Below are 15166 nucleotides of genomic sequence, written 5' to 3' on the forward strand. Positions count from 1 at the left end.
CCGGCCGCCCCGCCCGGTATCCCCGGCCGGGCGGGGCGGCCGGAGGGTCAGCGGCGGGCCAGGGTGAGGTAGGCGAAGCCCAGGGCGCCGCGGTAGCCCCTGAGCCAGCCCTCGCGGTGGTCGTCGACGATCCCGCGGACGGCGTCGACCTCCGGGTGGTCGGGGTTGGCCAGCAGCCAGCGCTCGCGGGAGGCGCACCAGCGGGACTCGAAGTCGTCCCACTCGTCGAGGGTGGCGGTGGTCAGGTTCAGCAGGCGGTAGCCACCGGCCAGGGCCAGGTCCACGAGGTCGGGCAGCGGGGTGAAGCCCGCGTCGCCGAAGATCTCCCGCGCCAGGGCGTTGGGTTCGCGCTCCCAGAAGCCGTCGCCCAGCAGCAGGGTCCCGCTGGGCTTCAGGCGGGCGCGCATGGCCTCCAGGGTGGCCTCCGCACCACCCCACGCGTGCGACGCGCCGATGGAGACGGCCACGTCCGCCGGGTCGGTGTCGAAGGCCGTCACGTCGGCCAGGGCCAGGGTGACGCGGTCGGCCAGGCCGCGGGACTCGACGTTCGCGCGGCCCCGCGCGATGGCGTGGTCGTCGCTGTCGACGCCGATGCCGAGGACGCCCGGCTGGTGCTCGACCGCCCTGAGCAGCAGTTCCGCCCAGCCGCAGCCGTAGTCGACGATCAACTGCCCGGGGGCCTGGTGCAGGCTGCCGATCAGGCCGTACGCCTTGGCGTCGGAGAGCGGGGAGTTGAAGTCGAGCAGGGCGTGGCCGTTCAGCGGTGCGTCCGTCACGGCCACACCGTGGCAGAGAGCCGGTGTTCCCGAAACGGATTTACCGCTCCTGGCCCCGAACGACGCGGCGCAGCCTCGGCACGCGCTCGGCCAGCACCCGTTCGTTGCCCCGGCCGGTCGGCTCGTAGTAGTCGCGGCCGACCAGGTCGTCCGGCGGGTACTGCTGCGTCAGCACGCCCTCGGGCACGTCGTGCGGGTAGCGGTAGCCCCGGGCGTTGCCGAGCTTCTCCGCGCCCGCGTAGTGGCCGTCGCGCAGGTGCGCGGGCACCGAGCCGATCGCGCCCCCGCGCACGTCGGACATGGCCGCGCCGATGGCCGTGGTCACGGCGTTCGACTTGGGCGCGGTCGCCAGGTGGATGGTCGCCTGGGCCAGGTTCAGCGCGCACTCGGGCAGCCCGATCAGCTGCACGGCCTGCGCGGCGGCCACGCACGTCTGCAACGCGGTCGGGTCGGCCATGCCCACGTCCTCGCTGGCGTGGATCACGAGCCGCCGCGCGATGAACCTCGGGTCCTCCCCCGCCTCGATCATCCGGGCCAGGTAGTGCAGCGCCGCGTCGACGTCCGACCCGCGGATCGACTTGATGAACGCGCTGGTCACGTCGTAGTGCTGGTCACCCTGCCGGTCGTAGCGCACGGCCGCCCTGTCGACCGTGGCCTCCAGGGTGGCCAGCGTGAGGACACCGCCCCCGTCGACGGCGTCGGCGGCGGCCTCCAGGGCGGTCAGCGCGCGCCGGGCGTCACCGCCGGCCAGCCTGACCAGGTGGTCCTCGGCCTCCGGCTCCACGGTGATCGCGCCGTTCAGGCCCCGCTCGTCCTCGACCGCGCGCCGGACCAGCACGCGGACCGCGTCGTCGGTCAACGGCCGCAGCTGGAGCACCAGCGACCGCGACAGCAGCGGCGACACCACCGAGAAGAACGGGTTCTCCGTGGTCGCCGCGACCAGCAGCACGATCCGGTCCTCGACGGCGCCGAGCAGCGCGTCCTGCTGGGTCTTGGAGAACCGGTGCACCTCGTCGATGAACAGCACGGTCGACTCGCCGGAGCGCACCAGGCGGCGGCGCGCCTCGTCGATGACCGCGCGCACCTCCTTCACGCCCGCGGACAGGGCCGACAGCGCGGCGAACCGGCGACCGGTGGCCTGCGACACGAGCGTGGCCAGCGTCGTCTTGCCGGTGCCGGGTGGGCCGTAGAGCATCACGGACGCCGGTGACGAGCCCTCCACGAGCCGCCGCAGCGGCGCGCCCGGCCCGAGCAGGTGGTCCTGCCCGACGACCTCGTCGAGGGTGCGCGGGCGCATCCGGACGGCCAGCGGCGCGTTGGCGGCGATGCGCTCGGCGCGCTCCTCGTCGGTCGCGCCGAACAAGCCCTCGTCGTACAGCCCCTCGTCCACGCGTTCGACTGTAGCCGCCCTGTGCAGTGCCGCTGTCCAGGCGTGCAACGGCCGTTCCGCGCAGGTGGGACGCGGTGCAGGGTGACGGCCATGAGCACGTTGAGCCCGGAGCGGATAGCCCGGCACGCCCACGACGCGGGGTTCCGCGGGCAGGACCTCACGATCGCCGTGGCGGTCGCGCTGGCCGAGTCCGGCGGCGACCCCCGTGCGCACAACGCCACCCCGCCGGACGACTCCTACGGGCTGTGGCAGGTCAACATGCTGGGTTCGCTGGGGCCGGCGCGGCGGCGCGAGTTCGGGCTGGACTCCGACAGCGACCTGTTCTCCCCGGCGGAGAACGCGCGGGCCGCCAACCGGATCTCCGGTGACGGCCGCGACTGGACGCCGTGGAGCACCTACACCAACGGTGCCTACAGGAAGCACCTGGACGCGGCGCGGCGCGGCGTGGAGGCCATGAAGCGCGGCGGGGGTTCCGGGGGTTCGGGCGGCGGCGGGCGCGGGGGCGCCGGCGGTTTCTCGGTCGACCTCGCCGTGCTGCGCGACTACGCCCGCCGGACGCGGAACTCCGCCGACGACCTGACCGCGCTCGGCAGGCGGCACGTGCGGGAGGTCCGGGAGATCGCCGACGACAGCTTCGGCCGGATCGGGAAGCAGTCGGGGTTCGCGGACGCGCTGGACGACTTCGGCGCGGCGCTGCGCAAGCAGGTCAAGGCGGTCGCGCACAACACCGACGCGCTGGCCGCGTCCGCGCGGAACTCGGCCCGCGCCTACCGGGAGCAGGAGGACGACGTGGCCGGGTCGCTGCGCGTCGGCCGCGTCGTGCGGGGCGGGGGTGAGGGGTGATGGACGCTCGCGCGATGGCCCGGCACTTCGCCGAGAGCATGATCGGGCACCGGAACTCGCTGGCCGGCAAGGCCGAGGACGCGGTGAAGGCGCAGTACGCGCTGCACCGGACCGCGACCGCGCTCACCGACCAGGCCGAGGACCAGGGCAAGGCCGCCAGGACCGTGCTGGAGCACTGGAAGGGCGACAACTCCGAGGGGTTCGAGCGGCGCTCGGCCAGGCTCGGCAGGCAGCTGCGGACCACCGCCGAGGCGGCGCGGGACGCGGAGAAGGTCGTCGCCGGCGTCACGAGCGCGTTGACCACGGGGCACGCGCGGGCGCGGCTGGCCGTGGACGAGTACCTCGACAAGGCCGCGGGGCTCCTCGACACGGGGCTGAAGGTGGGCACGCGGGCCGCACTGCTCAAGGCCGTCGCCCAGGCCGCGGACCTGGAGCCGAGGTACACCAAGGAGACCGCGGAGGCCGTGCGGCACGCGCGCGGCGAACTGGAGGACGCGGCGCGGAGGCTGCGCGCCCTGGAGAAGGGCGTCGAGCACGACGGGGTCGCCGACGGCCGGGCCGAGCGGACCCGGGGCGGCGCCGGTGGCCGCACCCGCCCGTCCAACGCGCGCGGCAAGGGCCGGTCCCGCACGATCGTCTCGGCCGCCCGGCGTGAGCTGGGCACGCGCGAGAGCCCGCCCGGCAGCAACCGCAACCCGTACGGCCCGACGGCCGCGTGGTGCTCGTCGTTCGCCACGTCGATGTGGCGCAAGGCGGGCGTGGACATCCCCGTGCTGCCGTTCACCGGCGACGTGTTCCGCTGGGGGCAGCGCAACGGCAAGGCGTACACGTCGCTGAGCGCCGTGCGCCCCGGTGACGTGCTGCTGTTCGGGACCGGGCCGTCGAGCCCGGCGACCAGCAGGCACATCGGGATCGTGGAGAAGGTCTCGGGCGGCACCGTGACGCTGATCGAGGGCAACTCCGGTGACGCCGTGCGGCGCAACACGCACGAGCTCAGCTCGGCCACGTTCTACGGAGGGGTGCACCCGTGATCACCGCGAACGCGCACGACCCGGACACCGGCATCGCGGTCGAGGTGGGGCCGGGCGGCGGCCTGCGCGGGCTGACCTTCGACACCCGGTCGCTGCGGCTCGGGCCCGGCGGGCTGGCCAGGGCGGTCCTGGCGCTGGTGGACACCGCGACCGCCCGCGCCAACGCCCGCGCCCAGCGGGAACTGGGTGACCTGTCCGCCCTGGGGCTCTCCGTGCGGGAGCGCCTGGTCGAGTCGGTCGAGGACACGACTCCCGAGACGTGGCGGGTGTGACGGTGGGGTTGAGCGAGCGGTTGGACGCCGTGCGGCGGGAGGCGTCGGCGCGGGGCGCGACGGTCGTGGTGGACCTGCACGGCAAGCTGGTCGACCTGGTTTTCGAGCGGGAGGCGCTGTCGATGCGGCCGCACGAGCTGGCCGGCGTCGTGCGCGCCCTGGCGGAGGAGGCCGCCGAGGCGGCCCTGGCCGAGGGCATGGCCCTCCTGGCCGACGTGGTGCCGCCGACCTGGTCACCCGGCGAGTCCAGCGTTCCCGCCGGGTGAGTCCAACGCCCGGGCCGGGAGAGTCCAACGTCCAGGACGCGTGTGTTCTTTACTCGCGAGTGAAGAACACAGGAGCCCTGGACGTTGGACTCTCGGGGCCTGGGCGTTGGACTCTCGGGGGCTGGGGTTACGACTCGCGGGTGGGTCGGGTCACGGTGGACAGGAGGGTGGCGACGCAGCGGGCGAAGCCGGCGGTGTCGGTGGGGGTCACGCGCACCCACTGCTCGGCGCCCGAGCGCTCGGTGGTCGTCGCGTACCGGCCGGCGGCGGTGTCGGTCCAGCTCAGCACGGCGGACCGGCCGGCGCGGCCGGTGGCGGCGAGCTGGCCGGTGGCGACGCGGGGCGAGTCGACGAGGGTGGTGATCGCCCGGGTCGCGCGGCCGGTGACGCCCGCCTGCGCGAGGGCGCGTTCGAGGGCGGCGTGGCCGCCGGTGGCGTAGGCGTGCATCGCGGCGGAGAACGCCGGGCGCGGCAGGGAGACCGGGTCGCCGGGGCCGGGCGCGGCGTCGCCCACGACCCTGGTGACGGCGGCCACGAGGTCCGTGACGGGCTCCAGGGCCACCTCGCTGTCGTTGAGCACGGCCAGCACGGCACGGGAGCCGCGGGCCGTCGCCAGCACGCGCCAGGGCGTCGGGCGGAACACCAGGGCGTCGATGCTCGGCGAGCCGTGCGCCAGCAGCCCGAACAGGTCCTCCAGCTCGGGCGAGACGTCGTCGCCGTCGGCCAGGCCCGCCCCGGTGAGCGCGCGCAGCACCTCCGCGCCCAGGCCGTCGCGCTCGTCCTCGGTGCCGCCGTGCGAGGGCACCTCCAGCGGGTACGGCGGGTCCCCCTCCCCCAGGTCCTCCCAGAGCAGGTCGAACTCCAGGTGGGACAGCACCACCGCGGTGGTCGAACGTCGCGCCATGACGCCAGAACGTAGTGGTCCGGCGGCGCTCGCGCGGCGGGTTGGGCACAACAGGTGGCTAGGCTGCCGCACGTGGACGTCGCCGGTGGGGTGCTGACCGTCCGCGCCTCCGGAGCCGCCGCCGCGAGAGCGGCGCTCACCGGGGGCGCGACGACGCCCGAGCACATCCAGCTGCTGCTGCGCTGCCCGGTGCCGGCGGGTGTCGGGGGCGCGGGCGCCGAGCTGCGGTTCCCCGACTGCTCGCTGCACGTGCTGCCGGCGGGCGTGGTGGCGCTGACGGTGGCCGAGGCGCGGCTGACGGTCGGGTTCGGCGAGCTGAAGCCGCTGATGTTCCAGCCGGTGCCGGTGGACGCGGCGCTGCGCTCGGTGTTCTCCGGCGCGGTGGCGCACGTGCTGGCGGCCGCGCACGTGCTCGACCCGCACGGCCTGGCGCACCACCTCGTGGGGCTGGCCGAGCTGGTGCTGCGCAGCGCCCTGCGCGCCGAGCTGGACCGGGTGGACGCGCTGGCGGCGCGCCGCCGCGAGGCGCTGGAGTACATGCGGGAGCACCTGGCCGACCCGGAGCTGGGCGCGGACCGGGTCGCCGAGGCGCTGTTCATCTCCCGGCGGCGGCTCTACCAGCTGTTCGACGACGGGCAGGGCGTGGCCGAGCGCATCCGGGGCCTGCGGATCGACCGGGCCAAGGCGCTGCTGGCCGATCCGGCGAAGGCGGGCCGCGGCATCGGCGAGATCGCCCGGGACTGCGGTTTCGTCAGCGCGGCGCACTTCTCCCGGACGTTCCGCCAGGTCGTGGGGTCGACGCCGAGCCAGTACCGGGCGCGCTGAACTCCACCCCGGACACGAACCGGCCGGCGACGCCCGCCACGTCGAGCCAGCCGCGCCCGGTCGGCGAGTGCAGCGTGAACACCGCGACGCGCGGGTGGTCCGGGTCTGTGACCACGACCTGGAGCTGCGCGCCCGGCCCGGTCACCGGGATGCGCTCCACGATCACCACCGGGTAGCCGGTCGCGGTCTCGCCCCGGGTCACGTCGCGGATCGACGGGCCGTCGATGTGCAGGCCCAGCTCACCCGGGTCCGCGGGCCGGTCGACGCCGACCACGGCCGCGACCAGCAGCGCCGGGTCCGCGTCCGGGTGCTCGACGACGGCCAGCAGGCCCGCGCCCTGCCGGTGGGCCATCTCGGCGGCCTGCGTCGCGGACACCTCCAGGCCGGGGTCGCGCGTGCCCTTGACGCGGCGCAGCACGGCGAGCAGCTCGTCCGCGGTGCGTTCGGGCGTGCCCAGCGACACCGGGGTGACCCCCGGCACGGGTGCGAGTCTCACCCCAGGCCCGCCCGGAACGCCGCCGCCGCTCCCCTGCCGGACGCCGGTCGAGGTGGGCCGAGCAGCACGGACGCCAGCTCCGCGGTGAACGCCGAGAACCCGGTGAGGGTGTCCGCGACCAGCGTGGGCGGTTCCTCGGCGCGCAGCCGCTCGACGACCCGGCGGGCCTCGGCGCGGTGGTCGCGCTCCAGCAGGCGCGCCTCGTCCAGGACCTCGTCCAGTTGCCTGCTCAGCTCGTCGTGCCGGGCGGTGGCACGGGCGTGCGCCTCGGCGTGCGCGGGCGTGAAGCGGGCCAGCGCGCCGGTCTGGTCGAGTTCGTCGGCCGCCTCGGCGAGCGCCCGGCGCAACCGCAGCGCCCGCCGGTCCAGCTCCTCGGCGCGCCGCTGGTTGCCGAGCAGCGTGGTGGCCCACTCGTCGAGGACCCCGGCCGCCGCCCGCATGGCGCGCCGCACCGCCGTCAACTCCGACACCACCGCCTCCAACCGCGTCCTGAACCCGTCCGCCGCCGCACCCTGCCACCGCGCGGGGGGTGTGTCGGGCACGGCGAACGCGGCCGAGCACCGCTCGCTGACCGCCGCGACGGCGCCCGCGTTGCCGGGGACGGGGTCGAAGCCGAGCCCCGCGTAGTCAGTCATGGCGCAGCTCATCGGCCTGGCGGTAGGCGTCCCCGGCGGCGCGCAGGGCGTCCGCCTCCGCCGCGGGGTCGGCCCCCGCCAGGACCCTCGCCCACTCGGCGACGAGGTGCTCGACGGCTTCGGTGAGACCTTCGGGGCCGAGGTCGCCGGCGGGCTCTGCCAACCCCGCCGCCGCGGCGCGCACCTCGTCCCCGGCCTCGTCGAGCCGGGCGGCGAACGCGGCCAGCTCGTCCGGGTCCGCCCGGAAGCCGCCCGCCGAGCCGCCCGTGACATGTCCCGACCGGGGGCCGTCGCTCATTCGCCCAGCACCGGCGGGAACGCCGGGGGCAGGTCGTCGAGCAGGTCCAGGCCGGGGTCGTAGCGGTTGCGGTGCTCGCCGTCCTCCTCGCGGGCGCCGCCGGGAGACGTCGGCGGGTACATGCCGAAGCCCTGCGGTCCGCCCGCGCCCGTCACCGGTCCGACGCCGCCGCGCGCCGCCGCGCCGCCGGGCACCGCCCCGAGCACGCCGGACGAGCCGCCGGGACCGAACCCGGGCGCGCCGCCGCCGGGACCGCCCGGCCCGAACCCACCCGGCCCGAACCCGCCGGACCCGGTGCCGTAGCCGCCCGCCCCGTAGCCGTGACCGGCCGCCGTGCCGCCGGGGCCGAACCCGGGCGCGCCGCCGCCGGGACCGCCCGCGGGGCCGCCGGTGGCCGAGGCGACCGCGGTGGTGTCCGCGGGCCGCGGGCCTGGCTGGAACGGCGAGGGCGACGGGTCGTCCACCTCGGGCCCCGGCGGACGCGTCGACACGGGCGGAACCCACGGCGGCGGCACGGGCACGGGCGGGAGCACCGGCAGCGACCGGTGGTCCGGCGTGATCCGCGTGGCGGCCGGCGCGTCCTCGAACTCGGGCAGCCGGTCGTGCACGCCCCGGCTGGCGTCCTCGAACCCGGTCATCACGCGCACCGCCTCCTCGTGCGCGCGCTGCTGCTCCCGCTTGGACGGCAGGTGGTCGTCGAGGAGCTGGTCGATCATGTACGCGCCCTGCGCGCCGTCCAGCACGGACACGTCGCGGCCCTCGCGGAACCAGCGCTCCGCGGTCGGGTGCACCGGTTCGGGCATCCGCGCACGGGCCTCGACCAGCGCCGACGTGTACGTGTCGAGGCCGTTGCCGACGCGGTAGGCGCGCTCGGACGCGTCCGCCGCCCACGCCGTGAGCCGGTTCACCGAGTCGGCCGCCGCGCCCGCCGACGGGCCGCGCCAGGACTCGGCGAGCTGCCGCACGATGTGCTGCACCTCGTTCGTGGCCTGGTCCACCGCGGAGGCGAGCACCTGCCACTGCGCCGTGCGGGTGGCCATGAGCGGCACCTCGGCCGACATGACCATGTCCCACATCTGGCGGTGCTCGTACACCCTCCAGTTGATCTTGCCGAAGTTCTTCAGCCGACGGTTGGCCCTGACCCGCTGCTTGCGCACCCGCCGCGCCCCGCGCTTGTTCACCCCTGCCGCCTCATCGCCTCGGCGATCAGCGCGTCCTCGGCGCGGTGGGTCGCGCCCACCTGCCCCAGGGCGTCGCGCAGCGCGACCAGCTCGTCCAGGTAGGACTTGAGCGCCACCTGCACGCCGCCGCCGACCGCGCCGCCGCGCTCCCGGAACGCCCGGCGCATGTGCAGCGCGACCGGCCCCTTGCCGTCGCCGATGGGCTCGCCCAGGTCCTGGGCCTGCCGCAACTGCTCGACCAGCACGTCCTGGAGCTGGTCGAGGCGCGCGCGGGCCTCGTCGAGCCGGTCGAAGTCCAGTTCGATCCGGTCGCCCGCCTCGGCGACGATCCGCGGCGCGTCCGCGCTGGTCGGCCGTCCCGGCGCGGACCGGACGGCCGCGACCTCGTCCCGCTCCTCGCGCAGTTCCCCGCGCACCCGCTGGGCGTCCTCGACGCCGCGCACCCTGACCATGCGCACATCGTGGCCCCCGGACGGGTGACAGACCAGACCGGGTGCACAGCGGGAGCAGCGCCGGTGCACGGACGGACAAGGGTGTGCGAAAATCGTGTCCCGTGCCGTCACCTTCCGTTCACGCGCGAGCCGTGCTGCTCGCCGGCCCCTCGGGTTCCGGGAAGTCCCACCTCGCCGCCCTCCTGGGGTGGCCCGTGCTGCGCCTGGACGACTTCTACCGCGACGGCGACGACCCGCTGCTGCCGCGCGACGAGTCGGGCCGCGTCGACTGGGACGCCGAGGGCTCGTGGCACACCGACGCCGCGCTGGCCGCCGTGGTCGAACTGGCCACCACCGGCTCGGTGGAGGCGCCGGTCTACTCGATCAGCGAGAACGGCCGGGTGGGCTGGCACACGGTGACCGCGCCCGGCACGTTCATCGCGGAGGGCCTGTTCGCCGACCGGCTGGTGGCGGGCTGCCGGGACGCGGGCGTGCTGGCCGACGCGATCGTGCTCGCGCCGAACGCCCTGGTCACGTTCGCGCGGCGGTTCGCCCGGGACGTGGTCGAGGCGCGCAAGCCGGTGCCGTTCCTGCTGCGCCGGGGTCTGCGGCTGCTGGGCGAGCACGGTGACGTGGTGCGCCGCTGCGCGAAGGCGGGCATGCGGTCCGTGGCGCCGCACCGGGCCCGCGCGGAGCTGGCCACGATCGGGGCCGCGCGCCCCGCCGCGGTGTAGTCGCCCCGTACCGCGGGTACGGGTGCGGCATGGCTGAGTTCGAGCACGAGCAGAGGATTCCGGTCGACGCGCGCGCGGTGTTCGACGTGGCGCGGGACGTCGGTTCGATGGACGCCTGGCTGCCCGACGGGCTCCAGGTCGAGCCGAGCGGCCCGGAGCGGGTCACCGGGCGGGTGTCGATCGGTGACGACATCGACGAGGCCGAGGGCTACTTCACCGCCGACGCGGAGCAGCGCAGGTTGGAGTGGGGCGACCTGGACGGCGAGGGCTACTCGGGCTGGCTCCAGGTCGACGAGGACGGCCCGGGCGCGAGCCGCGTCGTGCTGCACCTCGACGTGCGCGGCGAGCACCCGGAGGCCGTGGGCGGCGAGGCGCACGAGCTGACCGACGGGTACCTGGGGCAGGCCCTCGACCGGTTGGCCGCGCTGGCCGTCGACCAGGCCACGTGATCCGTTCCTCCTGATCGACCCGCGTGGCCGGTGACGCCCACCGGCCACGCGCCCCGTCCCCGGCGCTCCGGGAGCCTTCCCAGGCGGTGTGCCCGCGTCCGGGGGTAGCGGGACACGTCCTTCCGGCTGCTCCGCCGCCGCCATCCGGCTGCACTGGGTAGCTGAAGATTCACACAGCGCATCGCTCGCCGTTACAGTCGTGTCCCGTTCCTGGGAGCGTTCCCAGAACCTCAACGAGGAGGTGAACGACGTGACGGCCCGACGATGGATCTCGCTGGCCGCGGCCGGTGTGGCCGGCCTGCTGGTCGCGGTGCTCGTGAACGTGGTCAGCCCGACGGCGGCGAACGCGCACGGCGCCATGATGAAGCCGGGCAGCCGGACCTTCCTGTGCTGGAAGGACGGCCTCAGCCCGCAGGGCAACATCGTTCCGCAGAACCCGGCGTGCTCCGCCGCGGTGACGGCGGGCGGCACCAACTCGCTCTACAACTGGTTCGGGGTGCTGCGCTCCGACGGTGCCGGCCGCACCCGCGGCTTCATCCCGGACGGCAAGCTGTGCAGCGGCGGCAACCCGACGTTCTCCGGGTTCGACATCGCCCGCGGCGACTACCCCGTGACGCACCTGACGGCGGGTTCGAGCTTCAACTGGTCGTACAACATGTGGGCCGCCCACCCGGGCACCTTCCACCTGTACGTCACCAAGGACAGCTGGAGCCCGACCCGTCCGCTGGCCTGGGACGACCTGGAGAGCACGCCGTTCCACAGCGTGACGAACCCGGCGTCGCGCGGGTCGGTGGGCACGGTGGACGGCCAGTACTACTGGAACGCGAACCTGCCGTCCGGCAAGTCGGGCCGCCACATCATCTACTCGGTGTGGACCCGCTCGGACAGCCAGGAGACGTTCTACAACTGCTCCGACGTCGTGTTCGACGGCGGCAACGGCCAGGAGACCGGCGTCGGCAACGGCGGCGGCGGCACGACCACCACGACCACCACCACGACGACGCCCACGTCGACCACCACCACGACCCCGACGACCACCACCACGAACCCGCCGGGCGACGCGAACTGCATGGCGATCTACAAGATCACCAGCTCGTGGTCGGGCGGCTTCCAGGGTGAGGTCGAGATCATGAACCACAGCACGAGCACCTACAACGGCTGGACCGCGAGGTGGAACTACGCCAACGGCCAGACGGTCAACAGCGTCTGGAACGGCGTGCGGTCCGGTTCCGGGTCCGAGGTGATCGTGAAGAACGTCGACTGGAACAAGTCAGTGGCGCCCGAGGCGTCGGTGAAGTTCGGCTTCACCGCCAGCTACACCGGCACCAACTCGCTGCCGACCGTCACGTGCACCAGCCCGTGACCGGGTAGTCGTCGACACCTCCGCACTCCGAACGCGCCGTCCGGGTCCGCCCGGGCGGCGCGTTCGCGTGGCGACCACCGATCTTCGCCCGGTCGAGTGATGAAATGGGCACACGTGTTCGAATAGCCTGAATTCATGGACGTGTCGCCCGCACTGCTTTCCGACGATGGTGTGTTCGCCGCCATCGCGGAGGTGGAGGCGTCGCTGCGGGCGTTGCACGTGCGGCGGTTGCGGTTGCTGGCCGAGGTGCTGCGGCGCGGGCTGGACGCGGATTCCTACCGGCGTCTGGTGCGCGCCGACCCGCGGGAGGTGAAGCGGTGGACGGCGCAGGTGAACCTCTTCCTGCCCTCGCTCAGCCCCACCGGGCAGCCGCTTCCTCCCCTGCACCCCGCGACGGGTGCGGTGTTGGAGGAACTCTCCGACGGCCACCTGACCGAATTGGCGCGGGCCATCTCGCTGCGCCTGCCCGAGGGGTCGGAGGAAATCCTCGTTCAGGCGGCCCGGTCGGTGGAGCCGAAAGCGGTGCGGCAACTCGCCGACCGGATTCGCGACCGCGCCGAACAGGACCGGGCGGACGAGGTGGACGAGGCCGCCGCCGATCCCGGCGACACACTGCACCTGCGCGACCTGCCCGGCGGACGACTCGAATTCTTCGGAGAACTGTCCGCCGAGAGCGGGGCGCGGTTCACCGCGATGCTCGAACCACTCTCCACGCCTCGCCCGGACGGACCGCGTGACGCGGCACGACGCAGGGGTGAGGCGTTCGCCGACCTGATCCACCTCGCCTCACGCTCCACCGACCTGCCGTCAGAGGCCGGAGAGCGCCCGCACATCAGCGTCACCATCGACCACGACACCCTGCGCCGGAGCGTCGGGCACGCGGTGCTCGACGGCGACCACCACCTCAGCGCAGCCCAAGCCCGCCGCATCGCCTGCGACGCCAAAATCCTCCCCGTCGTACTGGGCGGGGCGTCCGAAGTGCTCGACCTCGGCCGCGCCAAGCGGACCGTCAGCGTCGCCCAACGCCGCGCGCTGCACGCCCGCGACCGGGGCTGCGCGTTCCCCGACTGCCACCGACCACCCAAGTGGTGCGACGCCCACCACGTACGCCACTGGGCCGACGGCGGGTCCACCGACCTGTCGAACCTCGTCCTGCTCTGCCGCACCCACCACAGCCTCATCCACCACACACACTGGCAAGTCAGCATGACCGGCGGAACGCCCACGTTCATCCCACCCCGACACATCGACCCCGCCCAGAGGCCACGCCAGAACCTGCTCCACCGACCACCGCTCGCCGCCTGAAGGGCTGGCACCAGTCAGGATTTCGCGGCCCTCGGGTCAGCGGCCGTTCAAGGCCGCCCGGAATCGCGCGAACCCCGTCGCACCGAACACCAGTTCACCGGAGGCGGGCGACTTGCTGTCCCGGACGCGGGCGGTGGTCGCGCTGAGCGCCACCTCCACGCAGTTGTTGGCACCGGAACCCGATCGACTGCTCTTGCGCCAGGTCGTGGTCATCGCTGCTCAAGCACCTCTATCCGATGTCGGATCGCCTTGGCTGTGTCACCTTCGGAGAGCGCGACGGCGTCCAGCCCACGCATCATGCGGGTGTAGTGCGCCACCGCCTCCCCATCCTCCACCCACACACCGCCGCCGGCGTGCTCCAAGTAGGCGACCGGCGGGTCCTCCGCATCACCGAAACCGAGGATGGTCACCCCTCCGGAGTTCGTGCCGTACGCCCCGACGCCGAACGGCACCAGCTGAATCCGGACGTTGTCCAAGTACCCGATCTCCAGCAGGTGGCGGAGTTGGCCGAGCAGCACCTCGACGCCACCGACCTCGCGCCTGAGCGCGGCCTCGTCCAGGAAGGCGTGGAGTTCGAGCGGCCTGTCGCCACCCAGCCGCCGCTGGCGGTCGAGCCTGGATCGCACGTACTGCTCGACGGTCTCCTCGTCCTCCTCGAACGGCGACGCGACCTGGGTCTGCACCGCCCTGGCGTAGTCGAGCGTCTGGAGCAGACCGGGCACCAGGTGCATGTCCAGGGCTTGCAATGTCGTCGCTTCCGCCTCGGCCTGGAGGAAATTGCGGAATGCGCTCGAACTGCGCGCGGGGAATCGGACCCAGGTCGCGTCGTCGCTCGCGTCGTCCCACAGCCCGACCGCTTTCGACCGCTGCCGCTCGTCCGCTCCGTAGTAACCGAGGATCGCGTGCAGTTCGACGCGGCGGCACCGCGTGTAGCCGCCTTCCATGCGGGTCACCGTCGGCCGGGAGACACCGAGCAGGTCAGCTACCGATTCCAGGCTCCGTCCGGCGTTCTTGCGGAGTTCTTGCAGGTAGACGCCCAGCTTTCGCCTGCGCCGGGTTTGCGCGTTCGCCATGCGAAGACCTTATTGGACGCCCGGAGGGCACGTGCATCACTCGATCGATGACTATCCACGAAGAACGTACTTCAATAACGTCTGGCGAATGAAGTCGATTCAGCAGGAAATCGTTGCGGCAAAGCAACGCATGGCCGAGGGGGACGTTTCCGCGGCGATCGGAGTGGTCGGCGGGCTCTGGGCGTCCGGCGCGGTTCCGCACGACCTGACCCTCGAACTGGCGGACCGCTTCCCCACCTCGGAGGAGGTGTCCGCGCTGCTCGGTTTCGCGGCCGACCGGCACGTCGCCCGGGGCGAACTGGTGGCGGCGACCGAGCTCGGGAGGCGGCGGGTGGGCGTGTGGCGGGCGCGTTGCCAGGAGGAACCGTCGCCGGACAACCTCGACGGCCACCTGGGCGCGCTGGACGCGCTCGCCGTCGTCTACCTGGCCCGTGACCTGCCAGGGCAGGTCGTGTGGTGCCTGGCCGAGGTGGCGGACTGGCAGGTCTCGCACGGCCACCGCATCGGCGTGGCCTGGGCGTACCGGGAGATGGGCGCGGTGGCGCTGCGCGCGGGCGACCTGCCGTCCGCGATCAGGCGCCTCACCCGCGCGGATGAGGTGTACGGCGAGTACTCCGACGACCCGGACGCGCGCTGCGAGCGCGCCGGGTGCCGCGTCCTGCTGGGCCGGGCGGCACGGGCGCGGGGCGACGACGCCGGCGCGCGCGAGTGGTTCACCGCCGCCCTGTCCGACCTCGACGGCGAGGCCGCGACCGAGGTGCACGCGCTGCTGTGGGCGATGGAGGTCGGCTCGCCGCTGCCGGAACCGGTGGCCGTGGGCGCCGGCGAGTTCGGCCGCCCCGGCTGACCACCGGCGATCACGCCGACGTCCCCCGACCCGGGTTGCCACTATGC

The 15166-nt window shown here is 74.1% G+C and carries 20 protein-coding genes; 10 read left to right on the plus strand and 10 right to left on the minus strand.

Going from position 1 to position 15166, the window contains the following annotated elements:
• Positions 1-47: 47 nt before the first annotated feature.
• Positions 48-776, minus strand: coding sequence for an SAM-dependent methyltransferase (locus J2S66_RS19190; RefSeq protein ID WP_310308538.1), 729 nt, complete (start codon positions 774-776; stop codon positions 48-50).
• 40 nt (positions 777-816) lie between these two features.
• A complete protein-coding gene (locus tag J2S66_RS19195; RefSeq protein WP_310308539.1) occupies positions 817-2166 on the minus strand; it encodes a replication-associated recombination protein A in 1350 nt (449 codons plus the stop codon).
• Between the two features lie 90 nt (positions 2167-2256).
• Between J2S66_RS19195 and J2S66_RS19200 the strand changes: the two genes are divergently transcribed.
• From J2S66_RS19200 to J2S66_RS19215, 4 genes are read left to right on the plus strand one after another with little or no spacing between them, the layout of a single operon-like run.
• Positions 2257-3009 (plus strand): type VII secretion target, encoded by a 753-nt coding sequence (locus tag J2S66_RS19200; protein WP_310308540.1) that lies wholly within the window; start codon positions 2257-2259, stop codon positions 3007-3009.
• Positions 3009-4040, plus strand: coding sequence for a CHAP domain-containing protein (locus J2S66_RS19205; RefSeq protein ID WP_310308541.1), 1032 nt, complete (start codon positions 3009-3011; stop codon positions 4038-4040). Before J2S66_RS19200 ends, J2S66_RS19205 begins: the two co-directional genes overlap by 1 nt.
• Positions 4037-4312, plus strand: coding sequence for a YbaB/EbfC family DNA-binding protein (locus J2S66_RS19210; RefSeq protein WP_310308542.1), 276 nt, complete (start codon positions 4037-4039; stop codon positions 4310-4312). The genes J2S66_RS19205 and J2S66_RS19210 overlap by 4 nt, the downstream gene beginning before the upstream one ends.
• Complete coding sequence (locus tag J2S66_RS19215) at positions 4309-4578, plus strand: hypothetical protein (protein ID WP_310308543.1); 270 nt, start codon at positions 4309-4311, stop codon at positions 4576-4578. The genes J2S66_RS19210 and J2S66_RS19215 overlap by 4 nt, the downstream gene beginning before the upstream one ends.
• A 127-nt stretch (positions 4579-4705) precedes the next feature.
• Here J2S66_RS19215 and J2S66_RS19220 read toward each other — a convergent pair whose 3' ends face one another.
• Entirely contained in the window at positions 4706-5482 is a 777-nt protein-coding gene (locus J2S66_RS19220; RefSeq protein WP_310308544.1) for an ESX secretion-associated protein EspG, read from the minus strand.
• 72 nt (positions 5483-5554) lie between these two features.
• On the opposite strand from J2S66_RS19220, the gene J2S66_RS19225 reads away from it, so the two are divergent.
• Positions 5555-6307 carry a helix-turn-helix transcriptional regulator gene (locus J2S66_RS19225; protein WP_306749251.1) on the plus strand — a complete coding sequence of 251 codons (753 nt, stop codon included), beginning with the start codon at positions 5555-5557 and terminating at the stop codon, positions 6305-6307.
• Here the strand turns inward: J2S66_RS19225 and J2S66_RS19230 are convergent.
• From J2S66_RS19230 to J2S66_RS19250, 5 genes are read right to left on the minus strand one after another with little or no spacing between them, the layout of a single operon-like run.
• Positions 6234-6788 (minus strand): hypothetical protein, encoded by a 555-nt coding sequence (locus J2S66_RS19230; RefSeq protein WP_310308545.1) that lies wholly within the window; start codon positions 6786-6788, stop codon positions 6234-6236. The two genes, J2S66_RS19225 and J2S66_RS19230, sit on opposite strands and share 74 nt — an antisense overlap.
• Positions 6789-6799: 11 nt before the next feature.
• A complete protein-coding gene (locus J2S66_RS19235) occupies positions 6800-7438 on the minus strand; it encodes a hypothetical protein (RefSeq protein ID WP_310308546.1) in 639 nt (212 codons plus the stop codon).
• Complete coding sequence (locus tag J2S66_RS19240) at positions 7431-7736, minus strand: hypothetical protein (protein ID WP_310308548.1); 306 nt, start codon at positions 7734-7736, stop codon at positions 7431-7433. The genes J2S66_RS19235 and J2S66_RS19240 overlap by 8 nt, the downstream gene beginning before the upstream one ends.
• Positions 7733-8917 carry a PPE domain-containing protein gene (locus tag J2S66_RS19245; protein ID WP_310308549.1) on the minus strand — a complete coding sequence of 395 codons (1185 nt, stop codon included), beginning with the start codon at positions 8915-8917 and terminating at the stop codon, positions 7733-7735. Before J2S66_RS19245 ends, J2S66_RS19240 begins: the two co-directional genes overlap by 4 nt.
• Positions 8914-9369, minus strand: a complete 456-nt coding sequence (locus J2S66_RS19250) for a hypothetical protein (RefSeq protein ID WP_310308550.1) — start codon at positions 9367-9369, stop codon at positions 8914-8916. Before J2S66_RS19250 ends, J2S66_RS19245 begins: the two co-directional genes overlap by 4 nt.
• 101 nt (positions 9370-9470) lie before the next feature.
• On the opposite strand from J2S66_RS19250, the gene J2S66_RS19255 reads away from it, so the two are divergent.
• The 4 genes from J2S66_RS19255 (at position 9471) to J2S66_RS19270 (ending at position 13199) form a co-directional block, all read left to right on the plus strand.
• A complete protein-coding gene (locus J2S66_RS19255; protein ID WP_310308551.1) occupies positions 9471-10082 on the plus strand; it encodes a uridine kinase in 612 nt (203 codons plus the stop codon).
• Between the two features lie 29 nt (positions 10083-10111).
• Positions 10112-10531 (plus strand): SRPBCC family protein, encoded by a 420-nt coding sequence (locus J2S66_RS19260; RefSeq protein ID WP_310308552.1) that lies wholly within the window; start codon positions 10112-10114, stop codon positions 10529-10531.
• Positions 10532-10781: 250 nt separating this feature from the next.
• Positions 10782-11894, plus strand: coding sequence for a lytic polysaccharide monooxygenase (locus tag J2S66_RS19265; RefSeq protein ID WP_310308553.1), 1113 nt, complete (start codon positions 10782-10784; stop codon positions 11892-11894).
• Between the two features lie 135 nt (positions 11895-12029).
• On the plus strand, positions 12030-13199 hold the full coding sequence (locus J2S66_RS19270) for an HNH endonuclease signature motif containing protein (RefSeq protein WP_310308554.1): 1170 nt from the start codon (positions 12030-12032) through the stop codon (positions 13197-13199).
• A gap of 36 nt (positions 13200-13235) precedes the next feature.
• On the opposite strand, the gene J2S66_RS19275 is transcribed toward J2S66_RS19270, so the two are convergent.
• Together J2S66_RS19275 and J2S66_RS19280 are read right to left on the minus strand one after the other, a co-directional pair.
• Complete coding sequence (locus tag J2S66_RS19275) at positions 13236-13412, minus strand: DUF397 domain-containing protein (protein WP_310308555.1); 177 nt, start codon at positions 13410-13412, stop codon at positions 13236-13238.
• Complete coding sequence (locus tag J2S66_RS19280) at positions 13409-14272, minus strand: helix-turn-helix domain-containing protein (protein WP_310308557.1); 864 nt, start codon at positions 14270-14272, stop codon at positions 13409-13411. Before J2S66_RS19280 ends, J2S66_RS19275 begins: the two co-directional genes overlap by 4 nt.
• Before the next feature lie 130 nt (positions 14273-14402).
• Here J2S66_RS19280 and J2S66_RS19285 point away from each other — a divergent pair, with 130 nt between their 5' ends.
• Complete coding sequence (locus J2S66_RS19285) at positions 14403-15119, plus strand: tetratricopeptide repeat protein (protein ID WP_310308558.1); 717 nt, start codon at positions 14403-14405, stop codon at positions 15117-15119.
• Positions 15120-15166: the final 47 nt, after the last annotated feature.

Source organism: Saccharothrix longispora, from assembly GCF_031455225.1.
GTDB classification, from domain to species: Bacteria; Actinomycetota; Actinomycetes; order Mycobacteriales; family Pseudonocardiaceae; genus Actinosynnema; species Actinosynnema longispora.

Excerpts from the sequence above, each read along its gene's own strand:
- J2S66_RS19200 (WP_310308540.1), top strand. The coding sequence starts at position 2,257 with ATGAGCACGTTGAGCCCGGAGCGGATAGCCCGGCACGCCCACGACGCG.
- J2S66_RS19205 (WP_310308541.1), top strand. The coding sequence starts at position 3,009 with ATGGACGCTCGCGCGATGGCCCGGCACTTCGCCGAGAGCATGATCGGG.
- J2S66_RS19220 (WP_310308544.1), bottom strand. The coding sequence starts at position 5,482 with ATGGCGCGACGTTCGACCACCGCGGTGGTGCTGTCCCACCTGGAGTTC.
- J2S66_RS19235 (WP_310308546.1), bottom strand. The coding sequence starts at position 7,438 with ATGACTGACTACGCGGGGCTCGGCTTCGACCCCGTCCCCGGCAACGCG.
- J2S66_RS19240 (WP_310308548.1), bottom strand. The coding sequence starts at position 7,736 with ATGAGCGACGGCCCCCGGTCGGGACATGTCACGGGCGGCTCGGCGGGC.
- J2S66_RS19250 (WP_310308550.1), bottom strand. The coding sequence starts at position 9,369 with ATGGTCAGGGTGCGCGGCGTCGAGGACGCCCAGCGGGTGCGCGGGGAA.
- J2S66_RS19260 (WP_310308552.1), top strand. The coding sequence starts at position 10,112 with ATGGCTGAGTTCGAGCACGAGCAGAGGATTCCGGTCGACGCGCGCGCG.
- J2S66_RS19270 (WP_310308554.1), top strand. The coding sequence starts at position 12,030 with ATGGACGTGTCGCCCGCACTGCTTTCCGACGATGGTGTGTTCGCCGCC.
- J2S66_RS19275 (WP_310308555.1), bottom strand. The coding sequence starts at position 13,412 with ATGACCACGACCTGGCGCAAGAGCAGTCGATCGGGTTCCGGTGCCAAC.
- J2S66_RS19280 (WP_310308557.1), bottom strand. The coding sequence starts at position 14,272 with ATGGCGAACGCGCAAACCCGGCGCAGGCGAAAGCTGGGCGTCTACCTG.
- J2S66_RS19285 (WP_310308558.1), top strand. The coding sequence starts at position 14,403 with ATGGCCGAGGGGGACGTTTCCGCGGCGATCGGAGTGGTCGGCGGGCTC.